The organism is Cupriavidus basilensis, assembly GCF_008801925.2.
GTDB lineage: Bacteria > Pseudomonadota > Gammaproteobacteria > Burkholderiales > Burkholderiaceae > Cupriavidus > Cupriavidus basilensis.
Genome location: NZ_CP062803.1, coordinates 4,196,025 through 4,213,805, shown reverse-complemented (window position 1 = coordinate 4,213,805; position 17,781 = coordinate 4,196,025). Strand labels below are relative to the sequence as shown.

The following is a 17,781-nucleotide window of genomic DNA, read 5'->3' as shown; positions in this document are numbered from 1 at the left end:
ATGACGACTCTGCCCAACCCGCGTGAATCCCGCGCCGCCCGGCTGACCGGGCACCTGCCACGCCTGGCCCGCACCGCCGCCATGATGGCGGCCCTGACCGTCGCGGCCACGCAGCTCGCCGGCTGCTTTCCGGTCATCGCTGCCGGCATGGCCAGCGGCGTGACCATGGCCACCGACCGCCGGCCCACCGCTACCCAGACCATCGACCGCGGCCTGCAGCTCGAAGCCGAGAACACCTTGAACTCGCGCTACAACGGCCAGGCCCGCGTGAGCGTGACGGTCTTCAACCGCAAGGTGCTGCTGACCGGCGAAGCCAAGGACAACACGGTCAAGCAGCAGATCGAGCAATACGTAAAGGGCCTGTCCAATGCGCGCGAGGTGGTCAACGAGCTCGAGATCGTCCCGTCGCCGTCGTTTGCCACCCAAAGCCAGGACACCTTTATCACCAGCAAGGTCAAGACCATGCTGGTCACTGCCGATGGCGTGCCCTCGAACTCGATCAAGATCGTCACCGAGAAGGGCGTCGTCTACCTGCTCGGCGTGGTCACGCCGCCCGAGGGCGAGCGCGCCACCGATGTGGCGCGCAATGCCAGCGGCGTGGTCAAGGTGGTCAAGGCCTTCGACTATGTGACCGAAGCCGAGGCGGCCAGGCTCGACGCTGCCGCCACCGGGCGGACCGCGCCGGCAGACACGGCGCCCGCCACGCCGGGTACGCCAGCACCGGCACAGTCGGCGCCCGCCCAAGCCGCGCCCGACGCGGCCAGCGGCGCCACGACCAGCCCGGTGGCATCGCCCGTTGCCTCGCCGGTGGCGTTGCCGCCCGGCCGTAACCTGCCCTGAACGGCCGGGCGCGAAAGGCGGCCCGCCAGGCTCCCGCCTTTCGCGCAGCGCCCGCCGACTCTGCCGGCTGCTGCCGGCCGCCGCCCGCGCCTGACAGCAGCCGGCGCAGATCGATCTGCGGATTTCGCATCACATGCGCGCGCTGCGCTGTGCTAGGGTTGGCACGCCCTCGCGGCGCGACCCCGGAGCGAACACCATGAACCAGACCCCCACACCCGCTGCCCTGACGGCGGCGCTAGTTGCGCTGACGCTGCTGGCCTTGCCAGCCTGCGCGCGCGCGCAGGCCCCCGACGCCACCGCGCTGCAGGCGCGCAACTGGGCCGCCGCCTGCGCCGGCTGCCACGGCCCGGCCGGCCGCGCGCCTGCGGGCAGCGTGGTGCCCGCACTCGCCGGGCGCAGCCAATCCGAGCTGGTCCGCCAGTTGCAGGACTTCAAGCAAGGCAAGCGTGAAGCCACCGTGATGCAGCAGATCGCCAAGGGCTACAGCGACCAGCAGATCGAGGCTATCGCGGGCTGGTTCGCCGCCGTGCGCTAACCCTGCAACCCGGCAAGGAGATTTCCAGATGCAACGACGTGAGTTTCTCGGCGCGCTGGCCGGCACGGCCATGTTCGGCACGCTCGGCGCGCGGGCCGCGACCCGCAAGGCAAAGGTGGTGGTGGTGGGCGGCGGTTATGGCGGCGCCACTGCCGCGCGCTACCTGCGCGAATGGAGCGCCCAGGGCATCGAGGTCACACTGGTCGAGCCCAACGCCAGCTTCGTGTCCTGCCCGCTGTCCAACCTGGTGCTTGCCGGCGCAAAGCGCATCGACGACATCACCTTGTCCTACGATGCGCTGGCAAAGCGCCACGGCGTCAAGGTCGTGCGCGACCATGTCAGCGCGATCGACGCCGCGCGCCGCGAGGTACGCCTGGCGGGCGGCGGCACGCTCGCTTACGATAAGCTGGTGCTCTCGCCCGGCGTGGACGTGCTCTCCGGCGAGATCCCGGGCCTTGCCCAGCCCGGCGGCGACCAGATCCTGCACGCCTGGAAGGCCGGCCCGCAAACGGTGGGCCTGCGCCACCAGCTGGAGGCCATGCGCGACGGCGGCACCTTCGTCATCGGCATTCCGCTGGCGCCCTATCGCTGCCCGCCCGGCCCCTATGAGCGCGCCTGCCTGGTCGCGGACTATTTCACCCGGGCCAAGCCGCGCAGCAAGGTGCTGATCCTTGACGCCAATCCCGACGTCACCTCCAAGGCAGCGCTGTTCAAGCAGGTCTGGGCCACGCGCTACCAGGGCATGGTCGAGTACCGGCCGCAGTACAACGCCGTCGATGTGGACCCCGTCACCCGCACGCTCAAGTTCGAGGTGCAGGACGACGAGCGCGCCGATGTGCTCAACCTGCTGCCGCCGCAGCGGGCCGGGGCCATCGCCGTTGCAAGCGGGCTGGCCACTGCCAACGGCCGCTGGTGCGAGGTCGATTTCCTCACCTTCGAATCCAAGGCCGCGCCCAATATCCACGTGCTGGGCGATGCCATCCAGATTGCGCCGCTGATGCCCAAGTCGGGCCATATGGCCAACCAGCATGGCAAGGTGGCGGCCGCCGCCATCGTGTCGCTGCTAGCCGGCCACGCGCCCAACCCCGAGCCGCTGTACAACAACACCTGCTACAGCTTCACCTCCGAGCGCGAAGCCATCCATGTCGCCAGCGTGCATCGCTACGATGCCGCGCAGAAGACCATGGTCACGGTGCCCGGGTCGGGCGGGCTGTCGGCGGCGCCGAACGCGCTGGAAGGCACCTATGCGCAGGCATGGGCGGATGCCATCTGGGCCGACATGCTGAGCTGAAAGGTAGTCTGCGGCAGTCACGATCTGCGTGGTCGTGCTGGAAAACACCACGGGCCTCGCTTCAAGTGGTTCCTGGCTAAGCCACCCCTCTCCCCGGCCCTCTCCCCCTGAGGGGAGAGGGAGAGACAGCCTTCGCCATGGCGCGCGGCTATGGCCCGTTCAGCGGCTTCGGCTATGCGAAGGGGTAAACACTATATGCGCAATTACGCATATACGAATATATTGAACGGCATGGATGAGATGGATCGCGTGTTCGAGAAAGTGTCGGGGTATTTCAGCCTGCTGGCAGAGCCCACCAGGCTGAAGATCCTGCACGCCCTGTGCGATGGCGAGAAGCCGGTGGGCACCGTGGTGGAGACGGTGGGATCGTCGCAGACCAATGTGTCGCGCCATCTCACCGCGATGTACCGCGCGGGCGTGCTGTCGCGCCGCAAGGAGGCCAACCTCGTGTTCTACGCCATCGAGGACGAGAGCGTGATCGAGCTGTGCCGCACGGTCTGCGTGCAGGTCGCCAGCCGGCTGGAAGACAACGCTTTGCCAGCCAGCATGGTCGATCGCTTCATGCCGCAGGCCACCCCGGCACCGCGCCGGCGCAGCAACGCTCGCACCAAGGTTTGACGGCAGCCGTGCGCTTGCGCGGGCGCTGACCCATAACAGGTTCGCCGACGGTGCCGCTGGCGCCGCACGCGCGAGCCGGAGGAGACCGCAGTGCCGGAACAGAACCGCCCCGGGCGCATCGTGCGTGCGCCGGAGCATTTCGTCAGCGCCTCGCTGCAGCAGGACATCACGCAGCATGGCGTAGGCGCGTCCGACAGCCCTCGCCGCGACTTCCTGCGCAAGAGCTTCCTGGGCGCCGCAGCCGCGCTGGCCGCCGGCGTTGCCGGCCGGGCCCGCGCAGCGGATGGCGCTGCCGGCGACGACGCCATCCTCACCCCGCAGCCCTGGGCCACCACGCTCGGCCAGCCGGTTGCCGCGCATCCCTACGGCCAGCCGTCACCGTTCGAGAAAAACCTGGTGCGCCGCGAGTCGCCAGGCCTGACGCGGGTATCGGCGGCCTCGGTATCCTTTGCCCCGCTGCAAGGCTTCTTCGGCATCATCACGCCCAACGGCCTGCATTTCGAGCGGCATCATCAAGGCTGGCAAGACATCGATCCGGCCCGCCACCGCCTGATGATCAACGGCCTGGTGAAGGCGCCACGCGTCTACACCATGGACGACCTGATGCGCCTGCCCGCGGTGTCGCGCATGCACTTCATCGAGTGCGGGGCCAATACCGGCATGGAGTGGGGCAACGTGGCGGTGCCCACGGTGCAATACACCCACGGCATGCTGTCGTGCTGCGAGTTCACCGGCGTGCCGCTCAAAGTCCTGCTCGACGATGCCGGCGCGGACTTCAAGCGCGGGCACTATCTGCTGGCCGAGGGCGGCGACGGTTCAGGCATGACCCGCACCATCCCGATGGCGCTGGCCGACGAGATCATCGTCGCCTGGGGCATGAACGGCGAGATGCTGCGCCCCGAAAACGGCTACCCGCTGCGGCTGGTGGTGCCCGGCGTGCAGGGCGTGTCGTGGGTCAAGTGGCTGCGCCGGCTGGAGCTCGGCGACCAGCCGTGGAACACCAAGGACGAAACCGTGCACTACGTGGACATGATGCCCGACGGCATGCTGCGCCAGTACACCTCGATCCAGGAGTGCAAGTCCGTCATCACCACGCCCTCCGGCGGGCAACAGCTGGTGGGGCGCGGCTTCTACAACATCAGCGGGCTGGCGTGGTCCGGGCGTGGGCGCGTGAAACGCGTCGACGTGTCCGTCGACGGCGGGCGCAACTGGCGCACCGCAAGGCTGGAAACGCCTGTGCTGTCCAAATGCCTGACGCGCTTCAACCTGGACTGGGTGTGGGACGGCTCCCCCGCCATCCTGCAGAGCCGCGCCATCGACGAGACCGGCTACGTGCAGCCCCGCCTGGCGCAACTGCGCGCGGTGCGGGGTGCGCGCTCGATCTATCACAACAACGCCATCCAGAGCTGGCAGGTGGCCGATGGCGGCGAGGTCTCCAATGTCCACGTTGACTAACTTGCCCGATGCCGGGCGCGCGGCAATACTCGCCTGTGCCGCCGCGCTATGCGCGCAGGTGGCGATGGCCGCCGCTCCGGCTGACAGTGCGCGTGCGGCGCTCGGACGCACTGCCACTCCGGCCGAGGTCAAGGCCTGGGATATCGATGTGCGCCCCGACTTCCGGGGCCTGCCCAAGGGCAGCGGCACGGTGTCGCAGGGACAAACAATCTGGGACGGCAAATGCGCCTCGTGCCATGGCGACTTCGGTGAGTCCAACGAGGTGTTCTCACCCATCGTCGGCGGCACCAGCGCCGAGGATATCCGGCGTGGCCGGGTGGCCTCGCTGACCGGCAACCAGCCATACCGCACCACGCTGATGAAGGTCAGCACGGTCAGCACCCTGTGGGACTACATCCACCGTGCGATGCCGTGGAACGCGCCCCGGAGCTTGTCCGCCGACGACGTCTATGCCGTCACGGCCTACCTGCTCAACCTGGGCGATATCGTGCCGGCGGACTTCACGCTGTCGGATGGCAATATCGCCGAGGTGCAGAAAAAAATGCCGAACCGCAATGGCATGACCCTGCAGCACGGCCTGTGGCCCGGGCGAGGCCAGGCGGATACGCGCAATACGGCGTGCATGAAGGATTGCACGCCCACGGTCAAGATCGTGTCGACCATGCCGGCCTATGCCCGCGATGCCCACGGCGACCTGGCGGCGCAACAACGCACCGTAGGGCCCACACGCGGCTGGGCTGCCGGCGGTGGCGCCAGCGCTCCCGCCGCCGCCCCGGCAACCCCGGCCACCCCCGGCGAGACGGCGGGTGCGAAGCTGGCCAGCCAGTACCAGTGCATGGCCTGCCACGCCACCGATCGCAAGCTGGTCGGCCCGAGCTTTGCCGAGGTCGCGCGCAAGTACAAGGGGCAGGATGCGCAGGACGCGCTCGCCCACAAGATCCGGGCGGGCGGGCAGGGCGCCTGGGGCAGCATGCCGATGCCGCCTCAGGCGCAGATTCCCGATTCCGACCTGCGCACCGTGGTGGGATGGATTCTTGAGGCAAAATAGCGGACTGGCCGCCCCATGCCCCGTGGCGCGGCCAGCGCGCCGCCGCGCCGGCCGTGCCGACAGGCAACACTGGCAGCGAGCGGGCTTTTCGCCGTCCCCACGGCTCTTCAAAGTTCGGAGCATATCCATGAAGCAGTTTGTCATCGCAACGCTGATGCTGGCTTGCGCCGCCTCGGCCAACGCTGCAGTCGATGCCGCCAAGGCCCAGGAAATCGCCAACAAGAACGCCTGCATGGGCTGCCACCAGGTCGACAAGAAGCTGGTTGGCCCGGCCTACAAGGACGTGGCGGCCAAGTACAAGGGCGACAAGAACGCGCTGGCAACGCTGACCAAGAAGGTCAAGAGTGGTGGTGCTGGCGTCTGGGGCCCCGTGCCGATGCCCGCCAATGCCGCATTGAGCGACGCCGACCTGAAGACGGTCGTGGAGTGGGTGCTGGCAGGCGCCCCGGCCAAGTAAGCACAGCCAGGGCAAGCCCTGCCCGGACCGGTTACGGCTTCGGGACCAAAGGGGCGCCGCAGGCGCCCCTGTGCGAGGGCGGCAATGCACCGCCCGCTGCGGCGCGAAAAAGGCGCGGCAGGCCAACAGAAAACCAAGCCGGAACGGAAAACGCAGGAGAAGAGGAAACAATGCATTCAAAACGACGAGACGTATTGCGGGTCACCTCCGTGCTCGCACTGATGGCCGCCACCGGCCTGATCAGCAAGGCGCAGGCGGCGGAGTGGAACAAGACCGCCTTCGACGGCAAGAGCGTGGCCGACGTCATCAAGGCGTTTGGCGGCAGCGGTACCGAGAAGAGCACCGCCATTGTCTTTACCGCCCCCGACATCGCCGAGAACGGCGCCGTGGTGCCGGTCGCCGTGACCAGCAACATCCCTGGCACCGAGCAGATCGCCATCCTGGTGGAAAAAAACCCCAACACGCTGGCTGCGGATTTCATCATCCCGGCCGGCACCGAGCCCTTCGTCTCCACGCGGGTGAAGATGGGCCAGACCTCGATGGTGTACGCCGCCGTCAAGGCCGGCGGCAAATGGTACGTGGCGTCCAAGGAAATCAAGGTGACGCTGGGTGGCTGCGGCGGCTGAGGCCTCGCTCCCATCCACCCAAGCGGATTTCCCGCCCCACCATTACCTGAAAGAGGAAAGAACATGGCAGACCCGATGCGCGTACGTGCCGCCGAGAGCGGCGGTGTGGTCGACGTCAAGATCCTGATGAAGCACGACATGGAAACCGGCCAGCGCAAGGACGCGTCCGGCAAGATCATTCCCGCCTGGCATATCCAGAGCGTGACGGCGCAGTGCAAAGGCAAGGACGTATTCCAGGCCCAGTTCGGCCCGGCGGTATCCAAGGATCCCTTCCTGAACTTCAAGTTCAAGGGCGGCGCCAAGGGCGACAAGGTCACGGTGACCTGGGTCGACAACCGCGGCGACAAGCGGACCGACGAAGCGACCATTTCCTGATCGGACCGGGTACGGGTCAGTACCGGCCTGGCCGAGCGGGCAACGGCATCCTCTGCTATGGTTCAGGTCGAATGTCGGGCCCGGGCCGGCGCATGGTGCGCGCGGGGGCGCGACCGGAAGGATGGCAATCATGCGGCGAGCATTTATTCGAGCAACGGCGGCGCTGGCGGCGATCGGCTTGACTGCCAAGGCGGCGGCGCAAGCGGCGCCGGTGGCTGCCGGCAAGGGCGGGCGCGTCAAGGTGGTCTACCAGTTGTCCGAAGGCACGGACCAGGCGGTGCGCGCCATGGCTAACCTGCGCAACCACCTGAACGCCGCGCCGGATACCAAGATCGTGGTAGTGGCGTTTGGCTACGGCGTGGACTTCATCGTGGAAGGCGCGCGTGACGCACGCGGCAATACCTTCGAGGCGGCGGTCGGCGCGCTGGCCAGTTCCGGCGTCGAGTTCCGCGTTTGCCGCAATACGCTCATGGCGCGCAAGATTCCCGAGTCCAGCCTGCTGATGGAAGCCAAGGTGGTACAGGCTGGCGTGGTGGAAGTGGCCAAACTGCAGTTCGATGAAGGCTTTGCCTATATCAAGCCGTAAATACAGGTTGTAAGCAGCACCCGCGCAAGAGCCGGCCCGCACCGGGCGCCGATAACGGGAAGACAAGCCATAAGATGGGCCCGCGCGGCCTGGCGCCACACGGCGGCAGGCTCCGAGGCCCCGAGGAGAAGCCCCATGAAAACGATCAGACGCCGCCACACCGGCGCCGCGCTGGCGCTGGCCGGCACCGTGGCGCTTGCCGCCGCGGCGGTGCACGCCCAGGGCAGCACCGCCGAGGAAATCGCCAAGTACCGGCAGATGCTCGCCGAGGGCAACCCCGCAGAACTGTGGGAAGCCGCCGGCGAGGAACTCTGGAAAAAGCCTGCCGGCCCCAAGAACGCCTCGCTCGAGCAATGCGACCTGGGCAAAGGCCCCGGCGTGACCAAGGGCGCCTACGCCGAGTTGCCGCGCCTGTTCAAGGACACCGGGCGCGTGATGGACCTGGAGCAACGCCTGGCCTACTGCCGCGTGACGCTGCAGGGCCTGACCCAGGAAGAGGCGCTGAAGAATCCCTTCGCCTCCACCGGCAAGCCCTCCGACATCGAGCGCCTGGTGGCCTTCGTGGCCGGCGAGTCGCGCGGCATCAAGATGAACGTGGAGCTGAACCATCCCGAAGAAAAACGCGTGTACGCCCTCGGCCAGAAGATGTTCTTCTACCGTGGCGGCGCCTACGACTTCGCCTGCGCCACCTGCCACGCCGTGGACGGCCAGCGCATCCGCCTGCAAGAACTGCCCAACCTGCTGACCAAGCAAGGCGCGCAAGCCGCCTACACCACGTGGCCCGCCTATCGTGTCTCGCAGGGCGAGGTACGCTCGATGCAGCACCGCCTCTATGACTGCCTGCGCCAGCAGCGCTTTCCCGAACCCGCCTATGGCTCCGACGTGATCACCGCGCTGAGCCTGTTCCTCGCCAGGAACGCAAACGGCGGCACGTACGACGGTCCGGCCATGAAGCGCTGAGGCAAGGGAGAGCAGAGATGAAACAAGCGCATAAATACGCACAAGGCACGCTGGCCACGTTCGCCATGCTGGCCTGCATGGGTGGCATGGCTCACGCGGAAGACAGCGCCAAGCCGGCCAAGGCCACAAAGCCTGCGAACGCCAGCGCCAAGGTCGCCGCCGTCAGCGACGCCGACATGAAGAAGCTGATCGAAAGCTCCTTCACCTCCAAGGGCCCGGCCACGGTCGAAGGCGTGCTCGATCGCGACGCCATGCAGAAGGCTTGCAGCGATTACCCCGACCGCTCCAAGGTGCCGGCCGCGGTGGCGAAGAAGATCGAGGCCGCCGAGTTCAAGCAGATCAAGTACCCCGCCGACAAGCAATGGCTGGGCGACTGGAAGGAAGGCGAGAAGACCGCCCAGAACGGGCGCGGCATGCAGTTCTCCGACGCGGTCGGCAGCCCCAACGGCGCCAACTGCTATGCCTGCCACCAGATGACCAAGGCCGAGATCTCGTTTGGCAATATCGGCCCGTCGCTGTACCAGTACGGCAAGCTGCGCGGCGACTCCGAGGCGGTGCTCAAGTACACCTGGGGCAAGATCTGGGATTCCAGCGCGTTCGCGGCCTGCTCCAACATGCCGCGCTTCGGGCACAAGGGCATCCTCACCGAGCAGCAGATCCGCGACGTGATGGCGCTGCTGCTGGACCCGGCCTCGCCGGTCAACCAGTAAGGCTGCGCGATGACACCCAGCCGCATGGCAGGCTCCCTCCGGCGCGCGCGCGTGCTGCTGCTTGCCTTACTGGCCTGGAGCGGCGCTGCCGCCGCGCTGGAGGTAGGCGACACCGTGCGCCTGCCGCCAGTGCAGTTGCTCGACGGCCGGGTCCTGACACCCGCCGACCTGGCCGGCAGGCCGCTGGTGGTGGAAGTCTGGGCATCGTGGTGCCCCTTCTGCGCGCTGCAGAACCCGCGCCTGCAAAAACTCTTTGACAGCACCGGCGGCGCACGCGGCGGGCTGCAAGTGCTTGCGGTCAGCATCGACAAGGACCCCCGCGACGCCACCGCCTACATCGCGAAGCACAGCTACACCTTCCCGGCCGCGATGGACACGCCGGCGCTGCGCGCCGCGCTCGGCAAGCGCCGCGGCCTGCCCGAGCTGTATGTGATCGACGCCCACGGCAAGGTCGTGCAGAAGGAGGTCGGCGAGATGCTGGAAGAGGAAGTCGCGGCGCTGGCCAGGTACGCCACGCCAACGCAGAAGTAGCCGTATCGGCCGTATCGGCCGCATCAACCACATCGGCCACATTGGCCACAAGATGCCGGGTCGCAAGAGCCAGACACCGGCACATGACATGCACAGGACGAGACAATGAACCGACGCGAGTTCCTGCAGGTGCTGGCTATCGCCGGCGCCGGCGGCATGGCCTTTCCCGCCACCGACGCGCAAGCCGCGCAGGCCGCCGGCAAGCTCTATGACGTGCCGCGCTTCGGCAATGTGCACCTGCTGCATTTCACCGATTGCCACGCACAGCTGCGCCCGCTGCATTTCCGCGAGCCCAACGTCAACCTCGGCGTGGGCGACTACGCGGGCAAGCCGCCGCACCTCGTCGGGCAGGCCTTCCTGCGCCACTACGGCATCGCCCCGGGCAGCGCGCAGGCCCACGCCTTCACCTATCTCGATTTCACCGAAGCCGCGCGCCGCTACGGCAAGGTTGGCGGCTTCGCCCACCTCGCCACGCTGGTCAAGCAGCTCAAGGCCGGGCGGCCCGGCGCGCTGCTGCTCGACGGCGGCGACACCTGGCAGGGTTCCGCCACCGCGCTGTGGACGCGCGGGCAGGACATGGTCGACGCCGCGCTGGCGCTGGGCGTGGACGTGATGACCCCGCACTGGGAGATGACGCTCGGCGCCGAGCGCGTCACCGAGATCGTCGAGCGCGACTTCAAGGGCAAGGTCGCCTTCCTCGCGCAGAACATCAAGACCAACGACTTCGGCGATCCCGTCTTCGACCCCTACGTGATCCGCGAGATGAACGGCGTGCCGGTGGCCATCATCGGCCAGGCATTCCCCTACACGCCGATCGCCAACCCGCGCTACTTCACGCCCGACTGGACCTTCGGCATCCAGGAAGAAAACCTGCAGCAGGTCATCGACCAGGCGCGCGGCAAGGGCGCACAGGTGGTCGTGCTGCTGTCGCACAACGGCATGGACGTGGACCTCAAGCTCGCCTCGCGCGTGCGCGGGCTCGACGCTATCCTCGGCGGCCACACGCACGACGGCATGCCCGCGCCGGTGCCAGTCGGCAACGCCGGGGGCACCACGCTGGTCACCAACGCCGGCTCCAACGGCAAGTTCCTCGGCGTGCTCGACTTCGACGTCAGGGGCGGCAAGGTCAGCGGCTTTCGCTACCGCCTGCTGCCGGTCTTCGCCAACTACCTCGCCGCCGATCCCGCCATGGACGCGCTGATCGCCAAGGTGCGCGCACCTTACGAGAAGCAACTCGGCGAAGTGCTGGCGCGCAACAGCGGCCTGCTATATCGCCGCGGCAACTTCAACGGCACGTTCGACCAGTTGATCCTGGACGGCCTGATGGACGTGCAGGGCGCCGAAATCGCCTTCTCGCCGGGCTTTCGCTGGGGCACCACGCTGCTGCCGGGGCAGGCCATCACCATGGAACACCTGATGGACCAGACCGCCATCACGTATCCCCACACCACCGTCACCGCGATGAGCGGCGAGACCATCAAGACCATCCTCGAAGACGTGGCCGACAATCTGTTCAACCCCGACCCCTACTACCAGCAAGGCGGCGACATGGTGCGCGTGGGCGGCCTGCAATACACCATCGACCCCACCGCTTCGATGGGAAAGCGCATCACCGAAATGCGTCTCAAGGGCCAGCCCATCGACGCGGCCAAGACCTACAAGGTAGCCGGCTGGGCACCCGTCTCCGAAGACGCCCGCCAGAGCGGCAGCCCGCCGATCTGGGACCTGATGGCCCAGTGGCTGCGCGCCTCCGGCGAGGTCACCGCCCGCCCGTTGAACCTGCCGACCGTGCGCGGCATGACCGGCAACGCAGGCATGGCAACGTGATTGAACAGCCGCGAAAAACTGAGCTACAATCGTCCGTCACGGGCCGATAGCTCAGCTGGGAGAGCGCTGCGTTCGCAATGCAGAGGTCGGGAGTTCGATCCTCCTTCGGTCCACCAGGATTCGCAGTACGAGACAACGCACTACGTTTAACGACGTAGTGCGTTTTTTGTTTTGGAGTACGGCTTTCCCTGATACGCATGCAGACGCTGCGGCGGGCTGACGGCGTGATGGCGCAATGCGCCCACAGGGCGCACGTCGTTTTCACCGCTCACCGCGGTTACTCGCGGCGCGTCTTCTGCGAAACCGGGACCACCGATGGATTTGCGGCCGTGGGTGCCGGTGTGGACGGCGCCGGGGACGGCCTGATCTGCGTGGTAGGCGAATGCGGCAACCGCACAGGTGCGATGCCCTCGGATCCCAGCAGCGCCTGGCCGTTGTCATAGCCAGTGGAGACGGCCTCGAGGTAACCCTGCGCAAACGTCTGCTCTGGCGTGACCAATGACTGGGGTGGTGCGGGGGGTTGGGCATAGGCGATGCTGTTCGCACATAGCGCGAACACGCGCATCAACAGGACACCTCGGCGCAGGGTTCGCCTCGCTGCCTGCATGCGCGAGCAGGGCTGGCTCTCTCGTTGTTCATGGCGGTTGATCTTCATGACGGTTCTCCAAAGGAGCGATGGCTCCGGGTGGGACGGTGGGAACGTGGAAGGAAACGAGCATCGGCGCCGCGCTCTGAATCCTTAACCGCATGGACCATGCCACCCGCATGGCGGCGCCAATAGCGCCGGCGTCGCCACTTTTTCGGGTAAACCTGTTGGAGAACGACAGACACGCAGGCTAGCCGCGGTTGGGCGGGACACAACATGCGATCAATGAAAGCGGGAGGCGTTTACCCCGGCCGGGCTGTGGATAACCTGGCAAAAACCTGGGGATAAGCAGGCAGGAAAGCTGTGCCCCGGCTGGGGGTGGGTTGTGGGGCGTATACGAACAACTTCGAGGCGGTTTTTTCTCGCCACGTATACGTCCGGTAGATATCCCGCGAGATCAGGGTATTCCCTAGGGCTTATCCCATCCGCAAGTCATTGAGCGGAAAGGGAAAAACCGGCTTATCCACGGAAAAACGGGCCGTTTACCTACTACTACTATATTGGTATACGTAAACAATAAAGAAAGACATAAGGCAACCATTGCGCCGGACGTATACGTTGCCCGCATTTGTTGCAGCGCTTGGCACGTATACCTGAGCGGGCATCCTTGCCAGCAGGTATACGTGCTGCAGTCGCATGCTGCCATCGCCTGCCCGACGTTTACCTCACCTTCCCGGCACCTTGAACGCTTGCCTTGCGAGCAAGGCTTCCTCTCGCGTTGCACAGCCTTCCCGGTGATCGTTGACCAGGCCCATGGCCTGCATCAGCGCGTACATCGTGGTGGGGCCGACAAAGCGCCAGCCGCGTTTCTTCAGGTCCTTGGACAGCGCGGTGGATTCCGGCGAAATGGCCATGGTGCGCAGCACTTCCGGCGTCAGCAGCTTGGGGCGGCTGGCCGGATCGGGCTCGAAGCGCCAGAAGTACGCGGCCAGCGACGGCTCCGTTTCCAGCAGTTCCAGGGCGCGCTGCGCGTTGTTGATCGCCGCCTCGATCTTGCCGCGGTGCCGCACGATGCCGGCGTCGCCCAGCAGCCGCTGGATATCGCGTTCGCCAAAGCGAGCCACCTTTTCAATCTCGAAGTTGGCGAAGGCGCGGCGAAACGCCTCGCGCTTGCGCAGGATGGTGAGCCAGCTCAGGCCTGCCTGGAAACCTTCCAGACATAGCTTCTCGAACAGGCGCCGGTCGTCGTCGACGGGAAAGCCCCATTCGTTGTCGTGGTAGTGGCAGTAGTCTTCCAGCGTGCCGCACCAGCTGCAGCGCTGGCGCTCCGTGTCCGCCACGATGTTTGTCGCCGGTGGCGCCGCTTTCTTCGCTGCTTTCGGTGCCGCTTTTTTTGTCACGTCGCTATCTGCTGCCATGGGTGCGTTCTCCTTCGATTTGCCATCTTAAAGCGACTCGCGCTGCATGTCGCGCCCGCGCGGCCTCGGGGCGCATTTGCTACGATGCCGCCCGTAAAGGACGAATTGATTAAGAGGACTGACATGGAAAAACGACTGGCGACCATCGAAGAAGACGGCTGGCAGCTCGACGACGGCGAGGTCATTGGCGAGGCGCACCCCGAGACGTTCTGGGTGCCGGCACTGGCAGAGCGCCAGGCCTTGCAGGCCGGCCAGCTGGTGAAGCTGATCTTTCGCATCGTCACCGCCGACGAGCAGGACCGCGAGGAGCAGCACGTGGAACGCATGTGGGTGATCGTGACCGGGCGCGAAGGCGATCTCTACAGCGGCGAGCTGGACAACCAGCCCTATTGCACGGAGGAAATGGCGCCCGGCATGCCGCTCTGGTTCGAGGCGCGGCATGTGATCAATATCCATAAAGAGGGCGAAGAAGAATAACCCCCGGTCAAGCGCCCAGCCGGCGCATATCGACTGGAAGCGCCCGGAAGCGCCTGGAATCGCCTGGAAATGTCGCCCTGGCGTTGCACTGGACACGCATGGTGCAGGCGGTTACGGGTGCCGGCAAACGCAGTATCCGCACCAACGGCCGTGCCTTTGGACACCCAGCGCAACCGGCGCTTTATCCTGTGGGGTGCGCTGCTGCAGGCGGTCGGCGTGCTGCGCTTGATGGCCTGGCGGCTGCTGCGGGTACTGGGCGCGCAGCAGCCGCCGCCGGACTGAGCGCAAAGAAAAAGGCCAACCTTGCGGCTGGCCTTTTTCATTCCAATGCGACGTCTGGCGGTATTACTGCAGGGGCTTGCCGGTACGGTCGTGCATGAACAGCAGCGCGACAAAGCTGATCGCGGCCGCGGCAATCACGTAGTAGGCCGGCGCCAGCTTGCTGCCGCTCGATGCGATCAGCCAGGTCACGATCAGCGGGGCAAAGCCGCCGAAGATGGTCACGGCGAAGTTGTAGGCCAGCGACAGGCCGGTGGAGCGCACCTCGGTGGGGAACTGCTCGGCCAGCACGGCCGGCGCCGGGCCGGTGAAGGCCGCCAGCAGGATGCCCAGGATCACCTGGACCATCAGCAGGGTCTGGGTGGTCGGCGAGACGTTGAGCCAGTGGAACAGCGGATAGGCCAGCACGCCGATGATCAGCGCCACGGTGCCCAGCATGCGCTTGCGGCCCACGCGGTCGGACAGCATGCCCATCAGCGGGCATAGCACCAGGATGATGGCGCCGCATAGTGCGGTCGACTGGAAGGTGGCGCCCAGGGGCAGGCCGAGCTGCTGCTTGGCGTACGACGGCATGTAGAACACCAGCACATAGGTGCAGACCGTCCACAGGATGGTCACGCCCAGGCCGGCCAGCACTTCGCGCGGATGGTCGCGCAGCACCTGCGTGAGCGGCGAGAACTTGACCTTGCTGGCAGCGCGTTCGGCGCGGCGGGCTTCAAAGGCGGGCGGCTCCTCCAGGTGCGAGCGGATATACATCCCGACCGGGCCGATCAGCAGGCCGAACAGGAACGGGATGCGCCAGCCCCAGGCATCGATCTGCTCCGGCTCCAGGCCGTTGATCACCAGCGCGCCCATGGCAGCGCCCAGCATGAAGGAAATGCCCTGGCTGGCCTGCTGCCAGCTCGCGTAGGCGCCGCGCTCCTCGTCGGGCGCGTGCTCGATCAGGAAGGCGGTGGCGCCGCCAACCTCGCCGCCGGCCGAGAAGCCCTGGATCAGCCGGGCCAGCACGATCAGCGCCGGTGCCCACAGGCCGATCGACGAATAGGTGGGCGCCAGGCCGATGATGGCGGTGCCGAGTGCCATCATCAGGATGGTCAGGGTCAGCGCTGCCTTGCGGCCGACGCGGTCGGCGTAGACGCCGAGCACGATGGCGCCGACCGGGCGCATGAAAAAGCCCACGCCGAAGGTGGCGACGGTCAGCAGGAAAGACGTGAGGTCATTGCCGGTGGGGAAGAACAGCTTGGCAATGATCAGCGCAAAGAAGCTGTAGACAGTGAAGTCGAACCACTCCAGGCCGTTGCCGATGGTGGCGGCGAGGATGGCCTTTCGTCGTTGGGCTTTGGATATTTCGTGGACTTGAGGTATTGCAGCGTTGGCTTGCATGTGGCGTTTGATGCGGTGAGAAATCGGCGGGAGGCCTGCCCCGAAACCGGGCATGCACTCTGAAAGGCAGAATAGTAAGCGATTCTTTAATTAGCCAGCAGGATGGCAGCGTGTGGAGTCAGGTCCGCATGGCCGGCTGTGTGGCCAGCGCCCCGTGGAATGTTCCACGTGAAGCACGCATGCGCATGCCCGGCGCCCAGGGCGCGCGACGACCGGATTCAGGGCCGGCTGGCGTGATGCTGGCGCGCGCTGCGGGCGTCGGGCGCCTCGCCCGGGCCGGCGTCTTGTTGCGGCTCCGGCGCATCCGGCCGCTGGCGCGTGAGCCACAGCCACAGGGCGCTGCCGACCCACCCGGCCACGAACACGGAATCGCCCACATGGTTGAGCAGCGCCGGGGCGCCAGGCGCGTTGAATACATCGACCAGCAAGGGGGCGGGAAGGCGGGCGGCGATCCAGAGGAGCACAGCCGGTCCGCTTGCATACACGCCTGGCTGCCACCAGTTCGCATGGGGCAGCAAGGGCCTGTGGGCTGTGCGCTTGACCACGGTGTTCTCCAACCTGACACGCTTCATGGCGCGTCGTATCCAGTCATGCGGGGTTTGACCGGACCCGCGCGGACGACGCGTTGCGCCGCGCAAAGCTGGACCGGACCCCGTGCTGGAATCATAAGCCGATTGCCCGCTGCGTGTCCGAATCTTTAAAGCGTTGTGTGGTGCACCCCACGCTTGCAGGGTGGGCAGGGTGTGCGTGCGGTGGTGGAAAGTGCGGTAGCGCCGCGTGAATTCAAGTTTTTTGATGGAGGTGTCCGCAAATGGGTGGCGCAGGGGCAGGGCAGTTTTGTCAAACTGAACACTGCTATCAAAAGGACTTGAAGGCCGTCATCATGCTTCCCGCCATCTACATCTCCCACGGTTCGCCCATGCTTGCCCTCGAGCCAGGCCCGAGCGGCGCCGCCTTCGACGCCCTCGGCCAAGTGCTGAGGGCACGCAAGCCGCGCGCCGTGCTGGTCGTCTCGGCGCACTGGATCTACAGCACCCTGGTGGTCGGCACTCGCGAGCGGCAGGAGGCGTGGCACGACTTCGGCGGCTTTCCGCGCGCGCTGTACGAACTGCGCTACGACGCCCCGGGCTCGCCGGCGCTGGCCGCTCGCGTCAAGGCGCTGGTCGAGGCCGCGCAGGTCCCCGGCGCCGCGGTAGTGCTACAAGACGATGAGCGCCCGCTGGACCACGGCGCCTGGATGCCGATGCGGCATTTCTTCCCGGATGCCGACATCCCGGTGGTGCAGCTGGCCCTGAACCCCTATCTCCACCCCGCAGCCCAGATCGAGATCGGCCGCGCGCTGGCACCGCTGCGCGACGAGGGCGTGCTGGTGCTGGGCTCGGGCAGCTTTACCCACAACCTGCAGGAAGTCTTCGGTGCTGGGGGCCGGCGCGAGCAGCACGGCTCGCCCGTCGAGCCCTATGTGGAGGCATTCCGCGGCTGGATGATCCAGGCGCTGGACGATGCGCTGGCTACCGGCGACACCACGCGCATTGCGGACTATCGCGCGCAGGCGCCGTATGCGCGCCGCGCCCATCCCGCCGACGAGCATTTGCTGCCGTTCTTCGTGGCGCTGGGCGCGGCGCTGGGCCCGCACGAAGGCGTGCCCGCCGAGCAGGCGCCAGTCGGCGTGGCACGCGTGGCCGATGAGGTCACTTATGGCGTGCTGGCGATGGACACCTTCGTGTTCGAAGGAGCCGGCACGCGCCATGTTCCGGCGTTGAGCGAGGCGGCCTGAGC

General features: G+C 66.7%; 21 protein-coding genes and 1 tRNA gene. 18 read left to right on the top strand and 4 right to left on the bottom strand.

Going from position 1 to position 17,781, the window contains the following annotated elements:
- From F7R26_RS19440 to F7R26_RS19370, 15 genes are all read left to right on the top strand, one after another.
- On the top strand, positions 1 to 840 hold the full coding sequence (locus F7R26_RS19440) for a BON domain-containing protein (RefSeq protein WP_150993554.1): 840 nt from the start codon (positions 1 to 3) through the stop codon (positions 838 to 840).
- A gap of 196 nt (positions 841 to 1,036) precedes the next feature.
- On the top strand, positions 1,037 to 1,375 hold the full coding sequence (locus F7R26_RS19435; RefSeq protein WP_193692094.1) for a c-type cytochrome: 339 nt from the start codon (positions 1,037 to 1,039) through the stop codon (positions 1,373 to 1,375).
- 28 nt (positions 1,376 to 1,403) lie between these two features.
- On the top strand, positions 1,404 to 2,666 hold the full coding sequence (locus F7R26_RS19430; protein WP_150991221.1) for an NAD(P)/FAD-dependent oxidoreductase: 1,263 nt from the start codon (positions 1,404 to 1,406) through the stop codon (positions 2,664 to 2,666).
- 195 nt (positions 2,667 to 2,861) lie between these two features.
- Positions 2,862 to 3,284, top strand: coding sequence for an ArsR/SmtB family transcription factor (locus F7R26_RS19425; RefSeq protein ID WP_150991219.1), 423 nt, complete (start codon positions 2,862 to 2,864; stop codon positions 3,282 to 3,284).
- A gap of 90 nt (positions 3,285 to 3,374) precedes the next feature.
- Entirely contained in the window at positions 3,375 to 4,739 is a 1,365-nt protein-coding gene (gene soxC / locus F7R26_RS19420; protein WP_150991217.1) for a sulfite dehydrogenase, read from the top strand.
- Between the two features lie 64 nt (positions 4,740 to 4,803).
- Positions 4,804 to 5,787, top strand: coding sequence for a c-type cytochrome (locus F7R26_RS19415; RefSeq protein WP_416351339.1), 984 nt, complete (start codon positions 4,804 to 4,806; stop codon positions 5,785 to 5,787).
- Positions 5,788 to 5,914: 127 nt separating this feature from the next.
- Positions 5,915 to 6,244 carry a c-type cytochrome gene (locus F7R26_RS19410; RefSeq protein ID WP_150991213.1) on the top strand — a complete coding sequence of 110 codons (330 nt, stop codon included), beginning with the start codon at positions 5,915 to 5,917 and terminating at the stop codon, positions 6,242 to 6,244.
- 170 nt (positions 6,245 to 6,414) lie between these two features.
- Complete coding sequence (gene soxY, locus F7R26_RS19405; protein ID WP_043350495.1) at positions 6,415 to 6,870, top strand: thiosulfate oxidation carrier protein SoxY; 456 nt, start codon at positions 6,415 to 6,417, stop codon at positions 6,868 to 6,870.
- A 63-nt stretch (positions 6,871 to 6,933) separates the two neighbouring features.
- Positions 6,934 to 7,245 (top strand): thiosulfate oxidation carrier complex protein SoxZ, encoded by a 312-nt coding sequence (gene soxZ, locus F7R26_RS19400; protein ID WP_150991211.1) that lies wholly within the window; start codon positions 6,934 to 6,936, stop codon positions 7,243 to 7,245.
- 130 nt (positions 7,246 to 7,375) lie between these two features.
- Positions 7,376 to 7,831 carry a DsrE family protein gene (locus F7R26_RS19395; protein WP_150991209.1) on the top strand — a complete coding sequence of 152 codons (456 nt, stop codon included), beginning with the start codon at positions 7,376 to 7,378 and terminating at the stop codon, positions 7,829 to 7,831.
- Between the two features lie 135 nt (positions 7,832 to 7,966).
- Entirely contained in the window at positions 7,967 to 8,791 is an 825-nt protein-coding gene (soxA, locus tag F7R26_RS19390) for a sulfur oxidation c-type cytochrome SoxA (RefSeq protein WP_150991207.1), read from the top strand.
- A 65-nt stretch (positions 8,792 to 8,856) separates the two neighbouring features.
- Positions 8,857 to 9,501: a sulfur oxidation c-type cytochrome SoxX gene (gene soxX / locus F7R26_RS19385; protein WP_150991233.1), complete on the top strand. Its 645-nt coding sequence runs from the start codon at positions 8,857 to 8,859 to the stop codon at positions 9,499 to 9,501.
- Between the two features lie 24 nt (positions 9,502 to 9,525).
- Positions 9,526 to 10,032: a TlpA family protein disulfide reductase gene (locus F7R26_RS19380; RefSeq protein ID WP_416351289.1), complete on the top strand. Its 507-nt coding sequence runs from the start codon at positions 9,526 to 9,528 to the stop codon at positions 10,030 to 10,032.
- A 105-nt stretch (positions 10,033 to 10,137) separates the two neighbouring features.
- Positions 10,138 to 11,859 (top strand): thiosulfohydrolase SoxB, encoded by a 1,722-nt coding sequence (soxB, locus tag F7R26_RS19375; protein WP_150991203.1) that lies wholly within the window; start codon positions 10,138 to 10,140, stop codon positions 11,857 to 11,859.
- A 40-nt stretch (positions 11,860 to 11,899) separates the two neighbouring features.
- Positions 11,900 to 11,975, top strand: a tRNA-Ala gene (locus F7R26_RS19370).
- A 161-nt stretch (positions 11,976 to 12,136) separates the two neighbouring features.
- Here F7R26_RS19370 and F7R26_RS41050 read toward each other — a convergent pair.
- Positions 12,137 to 12,514, bottom strand: coding sequence for a hypothetical protein (locus F7R26_RS41050; RefSeq protein WP_241754370.1), 378 nt, complete (start codon positions 12,512 to 12,514; stop codon positions 12,137 to 12,139).
- Between the two features lie 656 nt (positions 12,515 to 13,170).
- Positions 13,171 to 13,863 carry a DNA-3-methyladenine glycosylase I gene (locus tag F7R26_RS19360; RefSeq protein WP_241754369.1) on the bottom strand — a complete coding sequence of 231 codons (693 nt, stop codon included), beginning with the start codon at positions 13,861 to 13,863 and terminating at the stop codon, positions 13,171 to 13,173.
- 123 nt (positions 13,864 to 13,986) lie between these two features.
- Here F7R26_RS19360 and F7R26_RS19355 point away from each other — a divergent pair, with 123 nt between their 5' ends.
- Both F7R26_RS19355 and F7R26_RS41045 read left to right on the top strand, forming a co-directional pair.
- The gene (locus F7R26_RS19355) at positions 13,987 to 14,340 is read left to right on the top strand and encodes a DUF2314 domain-containing protein (RefSeq protein ID WP_150991201.1); all 354 of its coding nucleotides are present in this window, start codon (positions 13,987 to 13,989) and stop codon (positions 14,338 to 14,340) included.
- 150 nt (positions 14,341 to 14,490) lie between these two features.
- Positions 14,491 to 14,622: a DUF3999 domain-containing protein gene (locus tag F7R26_RS41045; protein WP_241754368.1), complete on the top strand. Its 132-nt coding sequence runs from the start codon at positions 14,491 to 14,493 to the stop codon at positions 14,620 to 14,622.
- A 63-nt stretch (positions 14,623 to 14,685) separates the two neighbouring features.
- On the opposite strand, the gene F7R26_RS19350 is transcribed toward F7R26_RS41045, so the two are convergent.
- Both F7R26_RS19350 and F7R26_RS19345 read right to left on the bottom strand, forming a co-directional pair.
- Positions 14,686 to 16,002 carry an MFS transporter gene (locus F7R26_RS19350; protein ID WP_144409859.1) on the bottom strand — a complete coding sequence of 439 codons (1,317 nt, stop codon included), beginning with the start codon at positions 16,000 to 16,002 and terminating at the stop codon, positions 14,686 to 14,688.
- Between the two features lie 218 nt (positions 16,003 to 16,220).
- A complete protein-coding gene (locus tag F7R26_RS19345; protein WP_150991199.1) occupies positions 16,221 to 16,574 on the bottom strand; it encodes a hypothetical protein in 354 nt (117 codons plus the stop codon).
- Between the two features lie 311 nt (positions 16,575 to 16,885).
- Here F7R26_RS19345 and F7R26_RS19340 point away from each other — a divergent pair, with 311 nt between their 5' ends.
- Entirely contained in the window at positions 16,886 to 17,779 is an 894-nt protein-coding gene (locus tag F7R26_RS19340) for a DODA-type extradiol aromatic ring-opening family dioxygenase (protein ID WP_150991197.1), read from the top strand.
- Positions 17,780 to 17,781: the final 2 nt, after the last annotated feature.

Bases quoted from the DNA above. Each gene is read 5' to 3' on its own strand.
- F7R26_RS19395 (WP_150991209.1), top strand. From the start codon at position 7,376: ATGCGGCGAGCATTTATTCGAGCAACGGCGGCGCTGGCGGCGATCGGC.
- soxX (WP_150991233.1), top strand. From the start codon at position 8,857: ATGCTGGCCTGCATGGGTGGCATGGCTCACGCGGAAGACAGCGCCAAG.
- F7R26_RS41050 (WP_241754370.1), bottom strand. From the start codon at position 12,514: ATGAAGATCAACCGCCATGAACAACGAGAGAGCCAGCCCTGCTCGCGC.
- soxZ (WP_150991211.1), top strand. From the start codon at position 6,934: ATGGCAGACCCGATGCGCGTACGTGCCGCCGAGAGCGGCGGTGTGGTC.
- F7R26_RS19355 (WP_150991201.1), top strand. From the start codon at position 13,987: ATGGAAAAACGACTGGCGACCATCGAAGAAGACGGCTGGCAGCTCGAC.
- F7R26_RS19345 (WP_150991199.1), bottom strand. From the start codon at position 16,574: ATGAAGCGTGTCAGGTTGGAGAACACCGTGGTCAAGCGCACAGCCCAC.
- F7R26_RS19340 (WP_150991197.1), top strand. From the start codon at position 16,886: ATGCTTCCCGCCATCTACATCTCCCACGGTTCGCCCATGCTTGCCCTC.
- F7R26_RS19415 (WP_416351339.1), top strand. From the start codon at position 4,804: ATGGCCGCCGCTCCGGCTGACAGTGCGCGTGCGGCGCTCGGACGCACT.
- soxB (WP_150991203.1), top strand. From the start codon at position 10,138: ATGAACCGACGCGAGTTCCTGCAGGTGCTGGCTATCGCCGGCGCCGGC.
- F7R26_RS19410 (WP_150991213.1), top strand. From the start codon at position 5,915: ATGAAGCAGTTTGTCATCGCAACGCTGATGCTGGCTTGCGCCGCCTCG.
- F7R26_RS19430 (WP_150991221.1), top strand. From the start codon at position 1,404: ATGCAACGACGTGAGTTTCTCGGCGCGCTGGCCGGCACGGCCATGTTC.
- F7R26_RS19440 (WP_150993554.1), top strand. From the start codon at position 1: ATGACGACTCTGCCCAACCCGCGTGAATCCCGCGCCGCCCGGCTGACC.
- F7R26_RS19350 (WP_144409859.1), bottom strand. From the start codon at position 16,002: ATGCAAGCCAACGCTGCAATACCTCAAGTCCACGAAATATCCAAAGCC.
- F7R26_RS19360 (WP_241754369.1), bottom strand. From the start codon at position 13,863: ATGGCAGCAGATAGCGACGTGACAAAAAAAGCGGCACCGAAAGCAGCG.
- F7R26_RS19380 (WP_416351289.1), top strand. From the start codon at position 9,526: ATGGCAGGCTCCCTCCGGCGCGCGCGCGTGCTGCTGCTTGCCTTACTG.
- soxA (WP_150991207.1), top strand. From the start codon at position 7,967: ATGAAAACGATCAGACGCCGCCACACCGGCGCCGCGCTGGCGCTGGCC.
- soxY (WP_043350495.1), top strand. From the start codon at position 6,415: ATGCATTCAAAACGACGAGACGTATTGCGGGTCACCTCCGTGCTCGCA.
- F7R26_RS19425 (WP_150991219.1), top strand. From the start codon at position 2,862: ATGCGCAATTACGCATATACGAATATATTGAACGGCATGGATGAGATG.
- F7R26_RS19435 (WP_193692094.1), top strand. From the start codon at position 1,037: ATGAACCAGACCCCCACACCCGCTGCCCTGACGGCGGCGCTAGTTGCG.